The organism is Neisseriaceae bacterium CLB008, from assembly GCA_041228285.1.
Lineage (GTDB): Bacteria > Pseudomonadota > Gammaproteobacteria > Burkholderiales > Neisseriaceae > JAGNPU01.
Genome location: CP166133.1, coordinates 1,175,446 through 1,190,745, shown reverse-complemented (window position 1 = coordinate 1,190,745; position 15,300 = coordinate 1,175,446). Strand labels below are relative to the sequence as shown.

11 protein-coding genes are annotated in these 15,300 nt (G+C 39.7%); 4 read left to right on the top strand and 7 right to left on the bottom strand.

All coding sequences use genetic code 11. From position 1 onward, the window contains the following. Positions 1–380 precede the first annotated feature (380 nt). Complete coding sequence (locus tag AB8Q18_05410; GenBank protein ID XDZ52494.1) at positions 381–3,167, bottom strand: TonB-dependent receptor; 2,787 nt, start codon at positions 3,165–3,167, stop codon at positions 381–383. Between the two features lie 227 nt (positions 3,168–3,394). Between AB8Q18_05410 and AB8Q18_05405 the strand changes: the two genes are divergently transcribed. The 3 genes from AB8Q18_05405 to AB8Q18_05395 all read left to right on the top strand — a co-directional run bounded on the left by AB8Q18_05405 (position 3,395) and on the right by AB8Q18_05395 (position 6,281). Next, positions 3,395–3,943, top strand: coding sequence for an RNA polymerase sigma factor (locus AB8Q18_05405; protein XDZ52493.1), 549 nt, complete (start codon positions 3,395–3,397; stop codon positions 3,941–3,943). A 2-nt stretch (positions 3,944–3,945) separates the two neighbouring features. Beyond that, a complete protein-coding gene (locus AB8Q18_05400; protein ID XDZ52492.1) occupies positions 3,946–4,959 on the top strand; it encodes a FecR domain-containing protein in 1,014 nt (337 codons plus the stop codon). Positions 4,960–5,702: 743 nt separating this feature from the next. Beyond that, positions 5,703–6,281, top strand: coding sequence for a recombinase family protein (locus AB8Q18_05395; protein XDZ52491.1), 579 nt, complete (start codon positions 5,703–5,705; stop codon positions 6,279–6,281). A 112-nt stretch (positions 6,282–6,393) separates the two neighbouring features. On the opposite strand, the gene AB8Q18_05390 is transcribed toward AB8Q18_05395, so the two are convergent. The 6 genes from AB8Q18_05390 to AB8Q18_05365 form a co-directional block, all read right to left on the bottom strand. Further along, positions 6,394–7,122 carry a hypothetical protein gene (locus tag AB8Q18_05390; GenBank protein XDZ52490.1) on the bottom strand — a complete coding sequence of 243 codons (729 nt, stop codon included), beginning with the start codon at positions 7,120–7,122 and terminating at the stop codon, positions 6,394–6,396. 7 nt (positions 7,123–7,129) lie between these two features. Continuing rightward, a complete protein-coding gene (locus tag AB8Q18_05385; GenBank protein XDZ52489.1) occupies positions 7,130–8,746 on the bottom strand; it encodes a hypothetical protein in 1,617 nt (538 codons plus the stop codon). Between the two features lie 70 nt (positions 8,747–8,816). Then, positions 8,817–11,870 (bottom strand): CS1-pili formation C-terminal domain-containing protein, encoded by a 3,054-nt coding sequence (locus tag AB8Q18_05380; protein XDZ52488.1) that lies wholly within the window; start codon positions 11,868–11,870, stop codon positions 8,817–8,819. A gap of 103 nt (positions 11,871–11,973) precedes the next feature. Next, positions 11,974–12,678, bottom strand: a complete 705-nt coding sequence (locus AB8Q18_05375) for a hypothetical protein (GenBank protein XDZ52487.1) — start codon at positions 12,676–12,678, stop codon at positions 11,974–11,976. Between the two features lie 70 nt (positions 12,679–12,748). Then, positions 12,749–13,339, bottom strand: a complete 591-nt coding sequence (locus AB8Q18_05370; protein ID XDZ52486.1) for a common pilus major fimbrillin subunit EcpA — start codon at positions 13,337–13,339, stop codon at positions 12,749–12,751. A 90-nt stretch (positions 13,340–13,429) separates the two neighbouring features. Beyond that, entirely contained in the window at positions 13,430–13,768 is a 339-nt protein-coding gene (locus AB8Q18_05365) for a DNA-directed RNA polymerase subunit alpha C-terminal domain-containing protein (protein XDZ52485.1), read from the bottom strand. Positions 13,769–14,437: 669 nt separating this feature from the next. Here AB8Q18_05365 and AB8Q18_05360 point away from each other — a divergent pair. Then, the gene (locus AB8Q18_05360) at positions 14,438–15,046 is read left to right on the top strand and encodes a recombinase family protein (protein ID XDZ52484.1); all 609 of its coding nucleotides are present in this window, start codon (positions 14,438–14,440) and stop codon (positions 15,044–15,046) included. The last annotated feature ends 254 nt before the right edge of the window (positions 15,047–15,300 follow it).

Here is a 15,300-nt window from a genome sequence, read left to right as displayed (position 1 = left end):
CAAATAAGCCCTACATACTGGCACCATTTTATTGAAGCATTGAATCGAAATCGCGGGTATTTTGATTCCTCTTAAGCCCTGTGAGTGCATCAATATAAAGGCTCTCTATTGCAGAAAGATGAAATGTTTATGAAATATTTATTAAAAAACAAATGGATAGAAAACACACCAGAAAATCAAATCGTTAAACTAATTACAGCTATAAGCGTCACAAACTTTTAAATAGGCGCCCTCCAAACAATGACGAAATACGCTTGTTGACTTCCCTTTGACCATCAATGATTTTAGCTAGATAACCACCAGACAATATGTCTTTACAATAAAAAACTCTCTACTGCATTCAAATTGAACACTGTAGAGAGCTGAATCAACGAACTTAATTAAAACTTAGCTTCAAAACCAAGGTTAATGGCCCGCCCTGGGGCCGGCATATAGCTTTGTGTTAATGCATCAAGATAATACTCATTCGTTAAGTTAGTTACGTTTAAATTAATAGAAGCATTTTTACTGACCGCATATTTTGCATAAGCATCGATGACTTTTGATTTTTCATAAAATTTTTGATACGTAGTCACGACCTTATGCCAGGGCTGATCCATTCTCGCTATTGGGCTATGATTGTAAGTGATGCGACTACCCAAGGTTAATTTTTGGTCCAGTAAGCGCACACCCAATCCTAAACTATAAGCGTATTTAGGTGGGTTTTGAGCCGCTGCGTATGAGCTGCCAAATCCGCCATCAACGCAGTTTGGTGTATGCACCAAAGCATTGCCTGAGTCTCGTAGTTTCTGAGCAATGTTTTTATCACACGCCTGAGCTTTTTGAAAATAATTAGCTGATAGGTCAGCAAAAACAAAACCATTATCATATGCTGTATTCAACTCAAAACCTGATACTTTAAATTTATCTAAATTGGTAAAATACATAAACTGGCTACTGGTAAAATATGCCTTAGGGTCCAAAAAACGCGTAATATAGTTTTTATAATTATTGTTAAAATAAGACACTTTCAACGACAAATAGTCCTCATTTTTAAATAAATTACGGTGTGTCGTACTGAAACCTAACTCAAAATTATTTGCTTGCTCTGGCTTTAAAGATGCCACTGTTTTAACGTTTGCCGTCCCCATACTGGTCTCAAATAATGATGGCATCCGGTATGCCTGACTATAGTTGGCATACATAAAGGTCTCTGGTAAAAAATAGTACGTAATACCAATATTCGGGGCTAATTTCCCCCCTTTATTTTTAACTGGGTCAGCAAACTTCGCTGTTTTTGCATACTCCTCAAACTGGTTTTTAAAAATAAACTCGGCATCATCACCCATAGTCATACACATATTCGGGTTAGAGCAGAACAATGGTTTTTCTGGCCATTGATTTATATCTTTGGTGCCGTAACGGGTGTATCGTAAGCCGGCTCTTAGCTCCAAATGATTAGAGGGCTCATAATATACCTGACTAAATAAACTACTTTCCCAACGTTTTGCATGCCGGATGACACTTTCACCCAAACGCTCCATCACGCTTAACTTAATGTAATCTTGCGGTTTAACGTATTCATGTTTGTATTCAAGCCCGTTGATCCAACGAAATGAACCCCACTCACCGGCCACCTTAGAGTCATTTTTAATATTAAATCCCCAATTCAACGCAGTTTGTGGCATTCGTGCATAACCAATCGTATGCCTTTCTTCAGTTTGCCAGGGATGATATGGACTAGCACCACTGATCTCATTCGTCTTAGTATGAGTGCTCCAAAATCCCATTTTTAAATCAATCCAGTTATGATCTTCAGGAGTGTATCGGTAATCAATATTGTAGGCATTTAAATGCACACTACCCGGCTTCCATTGCGCCATACCTGGCGTCTGCTTATTTGGAACACAATTGCCATATTTCCCGCAGTAACGTTGCAAAGCGCTAGGCATAATACTGGCTAGCTGAGCACTATAGTTACGATAACCAAACTTAATGGACTGCTCATCATCAATGAAGTATTTGGCTTTCAATAAAATTGAATCACTTTCACTGCTGGTATTTAAAACCTCTTCATTTTCAAAAAACATACCATGAGTCACAGTAAATGCTTGGTTCCGATGTTCGTTGAAACGCTCTTCATAGGCCTCTTTGTATCTGTCATACCCTTTTTTTCCTGAGAAATAATTCCCTTGAATTCTTTTGGCATAGGCCCCCATCAATTCCCAATCCTGATTACGCCAAGCCATAGCTATGCTGCCAGAACGCGCAAGGTTGCTCCATGCAGCACTCCTATCACCTCTTGGTTCAATCCAGTTATACGTCAAGTTTTCTGTTGGACTACTTATTCCTTCACTTTTAATACTATTATTTCCCAAGTTCCCTTTTAGTCTTAGCCCATAGTTTTTACCAGCAGGAATAATATCCTTCGCCTCAATAGTGTGCATTCGCACCGTACCACCGATATATCCTCCTTGGCTATCAGCCGTACCACTACCTTTTTCAATTTCAACACTACTAATTAAATCTGGATCTACATAACTACGCTGCTGTGTACCAGAGTACCCTCGGTAAACATTCACCATTTGCTCTCCGCCATCCACGGTAACACCAACACGGCTTTGCCCTTGAACCCCTCGAATATTGACATCAAGGCCACCACCATTTCGAGCATCACCAACAGAAACACCGGCTTGGCCTTTTAAGACATCAGCCGCACTAATAGGGGTATAACGATCTAGCTGTTTTTGATTAACATATGTATTGGAGTTAGATTGAGCAAAAGAATTATTTGTTTTAGTACCGATTACGGTCACTGTAGCCAACTCAGCAATATCCCCTGTGGCACTATTCATGCTTTTTGTTGCGCCATCAGTATTACTTTGTTGTTTCTGCCTAATGGTATAAGTCCCATTCATTTTCATTAAAGACAAGCTATGCTCTGCTAGCAAGGCTTCTAAACCACTGTCTACAGTGTAGTCACCATTTAAACCCTGTGTAGTTAACCCTTTAGTCAGATCCGATGAAAAAGCGATCGGTACACCGCTCTCATGTGAAAATTGATTTAAGGCTTGCGACAATGCTCCTTTTGAAATGGTATAACGATGCTTTTGCTCAGCGCGTGCCGGGGACAGGCTCATGACAAATAAACCAGAAATCAATAACGTTATTTTCTTATTTCCCTGCATGTGTGTTCTTTCCATGATAATAAAGATGCTTATACTTAAATAGACGAATACATTCGTACAAACAGCTCAAAAAAACACATAAGCAATTGAATTATTAATATTTAAATAGAAATTTTAGGTGAATCAGATTTAGTTGAAATGCTAGGCGAACTGTTCTGTATTTACTTTAAAACTGACCTATGTAATGATAATAGTAATCATTAACTTTAATTTATGGTCGGCCTTAGATGCAAGCGAACTCAACAGCAACAGTAGCTGCTATCACTCTCACCCTTAACGAGGTAGATAAGCTATACCGTACCCATGCACATTGGCTATTAAATTTATTAAAATATAAAATTGGTGATCGTCACTTAGCGGAAGATATTACACACGATGCCTTTATAAAAATTTTGGTAACCTGCTCAAGCGAAACCAATCCAACCATACGTTCGAGCCCAAAAAATTTTCTACAAATGATCGCTAAAAATTTATTCATTGATAAAATAAGAAGAACCATCATTGAGCAAAATTACCATACTTATTTAGCTAATATGCAATCAGAAGCCGCTGATTATAACTTAGAAAATCATATTGCTGCGATCGAGACGCTAACCAAACTTTCAAAAGCTTTAGGACGATGCCCTAAACGAGCACAAGATGTTTTTTTGCTCTATTACTTTGATAACTTTACCCAAAATGACATTGCCAAACGGCTTCATATTTCTTTAGCCAGCGTCAAGCGTGACTTATGCCAATGCGCATTAATTGCCTATGAAATAGAATTTGATCTGTAAATATGTCCTCAGGCAAAACACCCTCTCGTATACATATTCAAGCGGCTCTAGACTGGTACTACACTCTAGAAGGCTGTTCTGAGGACGCTTCAGAGCACCCAGAATTTCAAGCCTGGCTTAAAGCTAATGAACAACACCAGACCGCTTGGAATCGTATTACCTATTTAAATAGTCAATGGAGAGGCGTAGCCAATTCCGAAACGTTATCAGTGATCAATAGTGTAGAGCAACTTAAGGCTCACCAAGACATTTATCAAGCTAGTAAAACCTACTTAGCCGGCCCAATTAAACGACACGCAAAAAAAATACTGGTATGGTGTTGCTTGGTTTCAAGCTTAATCTATGCGCAGCAGAACCAATGGGGCCAGTGGCTTACAGCTGATTACCGTAATGGTATTGGGGAGCCTTTAACCATTACCTTAGATGATCATAGTCAGCTCACTCTGGCCAGCGGTACAGCAGTTGACATCAAGTATACTGATGAAGTCAGGAGAATTGTGGTTAAAAAAGGCATGGTTCTATCTAGCGTTGCAAGACAACCACATCGCCCTTTTATCGTAGAGACCTCCTATGGCACAGCAAAAGCCTTAGGCACTATTTATTCCGTTCAGTTACAGAAAGACCACATGGTGGTTAACGTCATTGAGTCAAGTGTCCAAGTTTGTCCTCAAGACAATTTGGCTAATCAATGTCAGGCATTGAACGCGGGAAACAAGGCAAAAATCAATAAGAGCCTAGTTTATGATGTAGAGAAACAGACCGATGCTTACCCGCTTGCTTGGCTAGACCAACAAATCGTTGTTGATGATATATTACTATCAGACTTATTAGCTCAGCTCAACAAGCATCACTTTGGCTTCATTCATTACAGTGAAAAAGACTTTGCTGATTTGCATATTTCAGGTATTTTTCCACTAAATGATCCAATTGAGGCTTTAAATCGCATCCAGGCTGCCTTACCTATTCAATATCATACCTTCACAAATAAACTCATTCATGTAAGAAAAAACAATTAAAAACAAGCTAATATTTTCCGTTCAAATCATATTATGCCATTAATATTCATTTAACTAGATGATGTAATACCCAGCAGTTTCTACATAACTTAAGCAGCTAAAGCATATGATTCAGCAGGGGTTTTCATCTTTAAAGCCTGGTGCGGACGCTCATAGCTCTAGAATTGATATCAGCGATCCAAAGCCAGCCTGGCGGCACTGAGTGATGTAAAGCATTAGAGGCATATTATAGTACTAAGACTTAATTCATTTGGATGAACCAATATAACCTTTATAACTAAAATACAATTCAAAGCAATTAACCCTTTAAGCCTTTGTATATATATAAAATGTGTAAATATACTAAAAATTATAAAAATATTAAACTTTAATGCTCATAATATAAAAATATATGGAATTAATATTTACATAACTTTTCAATTATTAATAATAAAAATACAAAGAAATAAAATATAATAGGATTCATCTAAATAAGGATTATCTATCTTTTCATTAAAGTATAGTTTTAAAAATATTTAACTATCATGAAAACTCTAATTTTAATAAGCATCTATCAACAAATAAAAATGATTACTCATTTTTTATATACGGGTGCTTTATCCTTCACTTTTTGCCACCACTTCGCCAATTGGGCAAGCGTCCGAAAACGGCTACATATTCATAATATTTAATTACTACTAGTCATTTATTTGACTCTATTATTTAACACCTCCTTATTTATGACAAACAAATAAGGATAGGAGATGAATATGCTTAAGAACGGCCGAAGGCGAATTGGTTATGCCCGTGTATCCACAGAAGACCAAACCTTAAACTTACAAAAAGATGCATTAATTAATTCAGGATGTGACATTGTTTATACAGAAGTCGCCAGCGGTAAAAGCGCCTCAACAAGGCGAAAACTGAAAACCTGTTTAAAAAAATTAAAATCAGGTGACATACTGGTCGTTTGGCGTTTGGATCGATTAGGCAGGAGCGTGCAGGACTTAATTAAAATCATCACAAATCTTGAGCGTAAAAACATTTCTTTTGAAAGCTTAACGGAAAGCATCGACACTACCAGCCATACTGGCAAGCTAATCTTTCATGTGTTTGCCGCACTTGCGGAATTTGAGCGTAACCTGATCCGTGAACGTACCCTAGCTGGACTTGCTTCTGCTCGTTTAAGAGGCAGAATCGGTGGCCGACAAAGGTTATTAAATGACCAACAAATCAGATCAATTAAACACTCAGTTAAAACGCTAAAATGTCCTATCTCAAAAGTAGCGAACGAATATGCTGTGTCTAGAGGCACTATTTATAATGCTTTGAAAACAAACTAAATAATTATTAGAAGCCAGTGCTTTAGCATTTGACCCAAAGCACTGGCTTGTCATTCCTAGTTTAATGATTATTTAGCTAAGTCAGGTAACTGCTCTCATCCCCAGTACCCACTTAACTCATACTCTCCTCAAAACACTGTGAACCTAGCTGTTTATATTGATTAAAAATCACGATGAATTTTTTATGGCGGCCTTTCAATAAGGCATGCGTTGACGTTTGCCCAGGCAGTAGATTAAACACTTCAGCATTATCATCATTTTCAGCTAAACAGCCTTGATTCATATTCACAGTAAAGAAAGTATTGCCTGTATTAGTTAAAACACCTTTCACCTCATCATAGTGATAAGAGAAGACCTCTTTACGTGGCCTCACAACCAAATAAGTATCTAATGCCACAATAGTCGAAACTATTAAATCTTTATCAAGCGCTTGATCTTTAATCGCATGCAGCGGTACCTCTCTAATCTGCATTCGATAATAACGCTCCTGTTCATCTTTTGGCCCACTATAAAAAACTTTAAAATACTCAAACTGGCCAGGCCCTACGACTATTCTCAGCGGTGTATACATAATTTCACCCCCATGAATAGGGCTTGTAACTTCTGCTTTACCAGGTCTATCAATCTGATAAACGTTAATAAAGTACATATTGGTTAGCTTGCTATCATTTAAAAATTGTCGAGACAAAAACGATTGATCCGCATCGATCACGAATACATCACTACTAAGATACAGTGCATGGGCCGAGCTGCACCACAAGCTAAAGGTCAACAGGATCCATAGCGAGAGATGTTGCTTACTCTTTTCTAATTTATTGAGTTCTTTTAATATAGTCTTCATAAGCAAATTATCTTCCTGGCGCCGTCACATCATCTCCTCGCCAAACTGCCTTAACCATAATCTCACCTTGCGCTCTAACAATGCCAATCCAGTCCTCTCCAGTTAAGCTAAACATAGAGTGACTTTCATTCATAGGAAAGCTTAATTTTAAATCGGTTCTAAAAAAGCTGCCCTCTTGAGGCGCATTTGCCCACGGTGTTTCTACCCATTGCGCCTGTACTATATCAATTGGATCATCACCACAGCTATTACGTGTCCTGATCATCCTGCCAACCGAATCGGTATAGCTCAAAAAAGCGGAAAAAGGTACCTCAATTTGACCATCCGATGAAGAGAATAAGCAATAATTTACTCCTCGATGGGACTGATAACTTGGCCCAGTAACCTGAGCAGTAATTTCATTAGCTTGCCTAGGGCCACTCGTACTTACTATATACTCAAACTCAATGGGCTCTTCCTCATTACCAACCTTACCAGTACGAGAAGGATTAGCACTCAAATCTTTGTCAACAATACTAATACCATAATCACGTGGCCTTAATAAAATCGTATTTGAGGGCGAAAATTCATAGAAACCAGACTGGGGATTCACACTACTATCAAAACTAAACGTAAAGAAATCCTCACTACGGCTCAGGTCCACGCCACGCGTCAACAGCTCTTTTAAAAACACACTTGAAAAGAATACATAAACACCATCACCACCAGGCTTAATGACGTTTCTTGCATCGGTTGTTCTAACGCTGTAGTTGTACCATAAGTCCCCATCTTGGCCGCCGCCAAACTTGATCGTCGCCGCGGCCGGCGTAAAGCCTAAAGAACTGCTCAGATTGAGGTACATATCTACCTGAGCAATAATAGGCTCACCCTCTAGTTTATAGCTAATAAGCTTACAAATTGCTCCATTAACATTATTTACTGTGCCAATGCTACAAAACTGAGAACCCAAACCAACCGTTGGATTACCATTACTGTCAATAAACAGTTCTTGTAATGCGTTGGTCGACTCTAAAGTTAAATGAGCCGTTTTAGCAATTGTAAACTGATCCTCCCGCACAGTGCCTCCGACAGAAGCACAAGTTTCACCCACACTAGGGTCATACTCATTTCTTGTACGACAAGCATTATATTCCAGCACGACTGGAACATTAATGCTCATATTTTTCAGATACTCATAGAAATTATTTGACCAAATAGCCCGAGTATAGCCGCTCGCACCAGCCGTACTGGTCTGCTTAATTTTAAAAGCACCTTTGCTATTAATGTGTTCAGCAACCCAGGTGCCTGAACTAGGACAGCCACTGTAACCATTTCGGCAACGGTTCCCTACAAAAGGGCTATTAATAGGCGAATTTTCCAACCACAAGTCTAGATATTGAGCAGCGGTCATGCCATTTAAAGATTGCTGCATATAGCCTAGACTATCCTGATTTGAAGGATATTTGGTGAATATGTTAGAGCCTGAAAATCTGGGATCTAGTTTTCTTGGCGCCACCCAATACTCATTATCAACCTGATTTTCAAGAAAAAGAAAACTATTCTCCGAAGCCGCGGACAATGCGACACTCGGAATAATGATGCTGCTTAGGCCAAACATAATAGCCAAAAAAATATTATTTTTCATAATCAATAACTTCCTTACTCACACAAGTTTTCCATATGACGGACAAGCTTTAAATTAAAGAAATACCTTTTCATATACTGCCCAAATATTGGCTAGAAGCATCAAACGCTTCCTCACTCACTGACTGATTATTTTGTGCCAGCGTCATCGCGTCGATGCAAGAAACTTTTTTAATCCATGCCTTACTTTGTGCCTCTATACCAGATAAAAATACATCACAACTATTTGGCTTTGTTACAGAAATATTTGAAAACACGACCTCTAACTGTTTTGGTTCCAAATCATCTATGTGATTAAAAAGCGTAGTTGTTGCATGCTCTTGATTTTGATCCCGCAAGATGGGGGCTAATTCATAAAAATGAGCATCCTGATTATTTCCTCGGCGCGTATAGGCCTCACTATGATGCAATACATTAGCCACCTCCTCTCGCAACGAGGGGATAGAAGACAAATTAAAAGGCTGCTCAGAAATCATGGCCGGTACGATAACCGGTGGCACATAACCTTGACGAGCCTCAATTAGTGGCATCTCTGGCATTTTTGAAATAGGGTCACGCTTTTGACTAGGCAGTGGCGCAAGTGGAAGGGGCTGTAGCGGCTGAGTAAGCGTAGCCACATCTTTCTTGACCGATTTAGCTAATTTAACCCTTGGACCACAATCTAAATCCCCCACCCACAGCACCCCCTTAGCTTTGCGCAAATCAAGTTCAACCTCGCAATGCTGGCTGGCATCCGCCAAAGTGATGATTGGGTAACGCTTATCAACGTCCATTGAGAACGCACCACTACTATCCGTCACCGTTTTACCAATATGGTTTTTAATCTGGGCATTGGCCAAGGCGGCACCCTGCTCTGTCGTTAAACGTCCAAAAACGGTTACTAACTGTTTAACCTCTGGTCGATAAACCGCTACGTTGCCAGGATAAAGGGTGACATTTTGAGTTTTACCTTTAACAATATTGACACTGTCCATACTGTTTTTATCGTTCATCAACTCAACTTTATAGGCCGCATAAGGCGCTAAAGGGATAAAGTTATTCTTACCGGTTAGCTTGTAATTACGCCCATTGACCTGGGCAGACAAAGAGGCGCCCCCTGTCATATTGGTTTGAATAATCACGCCCGATTCTTCTCGCTTACCGCTGGCGACCACTTTACCACCGCCAAAGGCAATAGAGCCGCCTGCAGTTAAGTTACCATTGAGCCGCTTGCTGTCGGGGCGCGACAATGAAACGGTACCGCTACTGTATTTGGTATCAAACATTGCGTAGACGTTAGTCGAAAAATCACTACTGCGATCCGTTTTATCCCGTAATTTTTTAGACGTTCTTAAACCCACTGAACTAATAGGTCCAGTATCAAAGTTTTTATTTGCGCTAACGTCTAAATTCACGTCGCCATTATCAGACGACAGCCCCACATTGAGCCAATTGGATAAAGGTATGGAGAAGCCCAAAGTAATGTATTTTCGATTATCGGCTGGGGTATCATTATTGTATTGATAGCGCTGTATCCCTGCTCGCAAGCTCATACTGCCTCTACGACCAGAATACAGTGACGTGGCATACTCAAAGTTATTGGCGCGTGTTTTCGCACGATGATCAACTGTACGGCTAAAGGTTAGAGCCCCCCCTTTATCAAAGAATTTATTAAAATTTAAGGTTCCCCCAAATGAATAAGTATCACTATCATAGATACCTAAATCACCTTTAATATTACTTTTTTCCTTGCTAGCCCAGAGCGAACCATAACCATTAGGAATCACAGCTGTGGCATTCACGATATTACGATAGCGACCTTTTTCTGATATTAAGCCTTGCCAACCTAAACTACCATAATCAAATATTGTCAGATTTAGCGCTGTTTCATTCACGAAGTGCTTATCAAAAGCGTAGTTAGATGTGTGTATGGAAAGGCCAGATAATACTGGCAGGCTTACTGCCGCAGACACCCCTAATAAATAGGTTTCTTTAGTACCATCGGTGAGATGACGCGCTTTACCGTCATAATCGACATAACCCCCATAAACCTCCCAGCTCACCTCATTGATGTCTGTATGGCTATTAGAAAATGCTTTATTGATTCTATGAGTTGTTTTCGAACGCACCTCACCATCAATCATCACCTCCACATCAACATCATAAATACCAAATGGCAAACGACTGGTATCTATTTCAAAACTCCCCATTGGGAAGTTTTCAATGCTGAGTAAGCGCCCATTCCTATAGACATGCACCTCACCCGCCGCCGGCATAAAAATAGTAATCGGCGTTAATGCATGTTGATTGGCTTTTAATCTGGTGGAGGATTTATTACCGAATGTTGCGCCATAAACTTTACTGGCGTTCAAGGCCGAGAGACTGGCGATGGATTGTAGATTCCAGGTATCAAACATCCCTAAAGCAAGTCGATTACCGTTAACGTCGCGCTCATACATGGCTCGATAAAGCTGGCTACTCTGCTCGTCGCCTTTTCCCACACCATAAACAGAACCGTCAATGGCAAAATGATGCTCTTTATAGCCGATCGTATTCCGAATGTTAAAATAGTTATTATCGTTATTGACACCATTTTTTACTCGGGTTTGATACACACCCAGATCATAGTTGGTCACTGCAGAAACGCTGTCCACAGATGACGCACCTAGCATGTATTGACGAGGAATAATGGCAGTAGACAAGGCGTCTTCATTAACGTCTAGAGTCAGCACAAATGATTGAATATTAAGGTTTAATTCGGCATTTTCGGTCAGCCGAATTTGGGTGCTGTCATTAAAGTAACGCTTCTCCAAGCCCAATACCATGGCCTTGGTTTCATCAGACAGGGTCGCCCCTTGATGGTCGGCATCTAAAGACACTTCTTGAATCAACAGCTTCCCATCTTGCAAGGCAATGGCTGCATCGGCAATTTTTTGCCGTTCCTCTGGATTACCACCAACAAAGCGTAAATAAATAGGTACGGTTAAACCCTGTTGTAACGCCTGACCAAACATGCCTGGAATGATATATTCCCCTAGACGTACATCTGCCAGCTGTTGTGCAGCTGCCTCTTCGATCGAGGTAAGCGCAAGAAATACTGCCCCAGTCATGATACTGGCATTAAAAAGGAAACGATTTTTTCCCATACCTAAAACCTAATCTTAACAATAAGTGAATAAAATAATGAGATGCGATAAAACTATAGTGTCGTTGTTCATCATTCCCAAAGTACTTAACGAGCGTTTACTCCTAGTTGTCCTGACGCTTAGCGTTATCATTAACGGTGATGAAGTTATTACGATGCCAGATCCCTACATGGGCTTTTTTATCGGTTAAGTTACCAAACTTAAGCTTGACGCCAACACCAGGCATGACGTAATAGCGCTCATGACAGGTTTTTTGGCCACTAAGATTAGGCGTAGGACAAGGACCAAAAGCCACCACACGAAACGTGACGTTGCCACGATTAAACACAGCGCCGTTTTGATACTCATAATCAAACTGCTCTTGGCGTGGGGCAACCACTAAAATGGTGCCAATACTGGCAGAGGTAGTTGCTGTTGCAGCCTTAGCGGATTTAGATAAGCCATCTTCTTGCACCGGATTATCTTGCCAATTTAAACGGTAATAGCGCTCCTTATCATCGTTAGGGCCGCCATAAAAAATACGAAAGATATCTTTACCTTTGCCAGGTAAGATTAAATTTGCAGGCGTAGACAGGATTTCATTCTTAGACTCTAAGGGTAGAACTGTGCCACCCTCCATTGGTGAGCTGATGCGTTCAATACTTAAACTGACTAAACGTGCGCCATCAACGGTGTTTTCAATTTCCTTGGCTAACATAGTTTGATCAGTGTTAATTAAAGCGGTAATCTCACCCACACTAATGGCCTGAGCAAATGAGCCAATCACGGCAATTGTACATAAGGTCAAATACTTCATTTTATTAACCATATACCTCCTCCTTAAAAAAGGGGGGCCAAGCCCCCCAAACTCAAGCAACTGTACTAATTTTCAAGGGCGGTTAGATAAAGGTACCGCTCCAAGTGGCAATAAACTCTACGTTCACATTACCGTCCCATAGGCCGTCAGTTAGGTCTTTATAAGTTGTGGGTGCACCAGCAAGAGAAGCAGAAGTAATATTAAAGTTAAATTGGCCTAGGGCACTCACGCGATCAGATTGACCAAAAGCATCGCCTGCAGTCAAAGCAGTCAAACCGGTATTAACGCTGGTAGCGGTATCGATCATCACTACTTCTGCATCTTTAGATAGCTGCTCTCCATTCCACTTAACGCCTACTTCTAAGGTAGAGTCGTCAGAAGAACGAGCTAGCGTAGAAGAGATGATTTTAGAAGCCAGTTTAAAGTCGGTGGCACCAGATTGGCCCGCAATGGTCACGTCAAACGCGCCGTCAAGCGTATTAAATGCCTGTTGGCCTTCTGCATAATTAAAGGTCAAAGACTTAAGTGGGGTTACCACCAACATGCTTTGGGTATCTTTAATTGCTTTAGCATCCCAACTAGCAATAGCAGTCGCTGTACGATCATCAGCATGAGCAACAGAAATGGCACCAAATGAAGCAACGAGTAACGCAGCAAGTGTTAATTTTTTCATAAAACAATTCCTTTAAATACATCTACAATATCGAGCAAGGCTCACTAAAAATGCAAAGACAAACTTTGCCTTTGCAAAACTAAAAATCCTTCAATTTCCACATTCCGCTTCAAACTTAGCCATCGCTGCTTTAAGTTCAAAAATAGATTTAGCACCTAGGCCTTTAATGTCATACAAATAAGAATCTTCTAGGTGTTTGAGCTCACCCAGTGTTTTGATTCCTATGCGCCCCAGTGCGCCAACAACACGATTGGACACGTCTAAATCCGACACCAAATAACGGTTTATCATTTTCTTGGTTTCGCATTTACTTTTTATTTCTTTATGTTTCTGCCAATTTTGGGTTTGTACATTGAGTTCCCACACTATGCCTTCATCAGTTAAGGCAAACAAAGCTGCCCCAACCCCAACTATTTGAATTATTTTCATAAATACCTCTCTACAGGTATTACAACTCCATCAAAAATAGGACGAAATCATAATTAAGATTAAGTTAATTAACCTTGACAGCCTTTGCCTAAACGTAAGCTTAAGTAATCACACAATCGGCTTTATTAATATTGTTATCGATTCATGCTCATAGAAGGCGTCAACAAACGGTCATTAAATGACATTTCCTCCCGAATAAATAAGCAATAAATTTCAAATAAATCCATATCCATATGATTTTAAATATATTTTTTATTAATTATTAAAATTTAAAATTTAACTTATCTTTGCATGTGAATAGGTTGCCTTTGGCATTTATATAGATATAATGTAATGAAATTAAAGGGATAATTTTTATTTACATTTAAACAACATCCTGTAAGAGCATGCTTCACTAACAAAAAGAGCCGGATATAAACTTTATCCTTTATAAAACAAATGCTTGAAGTTGTTATTGTACCTAAAAAACTGTCCCTAGTTACAGTGTCAAGAAACGACCGTTTTTTGACTATTTTGCTTAACATTCTCCATTTACTTCTATAACAAATATTTATATATTGAATTAAATCTTGTTATTTTTTACTAGTATATTCAGACTACAAGCTTATGATTTATTCTAAATAAATAAAAAACCAGCTTGAATATCTGACTTAGCTTAATGGAAATGAAATGTTAAACAGTCAAAAACGGATTGGGTATGCTCGGGTCTCAACTGAGGATCAAACCCTAAACTTACAAAAAGATGCTTTAGTATTTTCGGGATGTGAGGTCGTTTTTACAGAAGTAGCAAGCGGTAAAAACACCACTACCCGTAATCAACTAAAGTCTTGTCTAAAGAAATTAAAACCTGGTGACACCCTTGTCGTTTGGCGTCTAGATCGTTTAGGCAGAAGCGTGCAGGATTTAATAAACATTCTCACCGGTTTAGAACGTCGCAATATTTACTTTGAAAGCCTAATGGAACACATCGACACAACAAGCCATACTGGCAAGTTAATTTTTCACGTATTTGCAGCACTCGCAGAATTCGAGCGCAACCTAATTCGTGAACGAACCCTCGCGGGTTTAGCTGCAGCCAAACTCAGAGGTAGAACCGGGGGACGCAATAAATTACTTAACGCTCAAGAAATTACTGAAATTAAACACTCGATAAATACTACGAAATGCTCCATTACCCATATCGCGCTGAAATATGGAGTGTCCAGAGGCACCATTTATAATGCATTAAAAACGCAAGCGCCCCATGTGCATGAGGCCCATGATATGTACACGCCCTGAACAAATTCAATTTACAGCTGTTGTTGGCGATCACTGGTAACAAAAAGGCCAGGCTTTGCACCTGTTAAGATACAAAGCCTGGCTTCATTTTAGACCCGATTAAAATTTAAAATATGAATCCTAGGTCCATCTTTACATGCCCCATGTCATCTATGTTTGGCCATCATCGGTGGCCATGCCCGCGCCACTAGCCCATTGATTGGGCCCTCGCTCAAGCATATCTATTTGCATAGCCATCGTTGCGGCAATGCTCT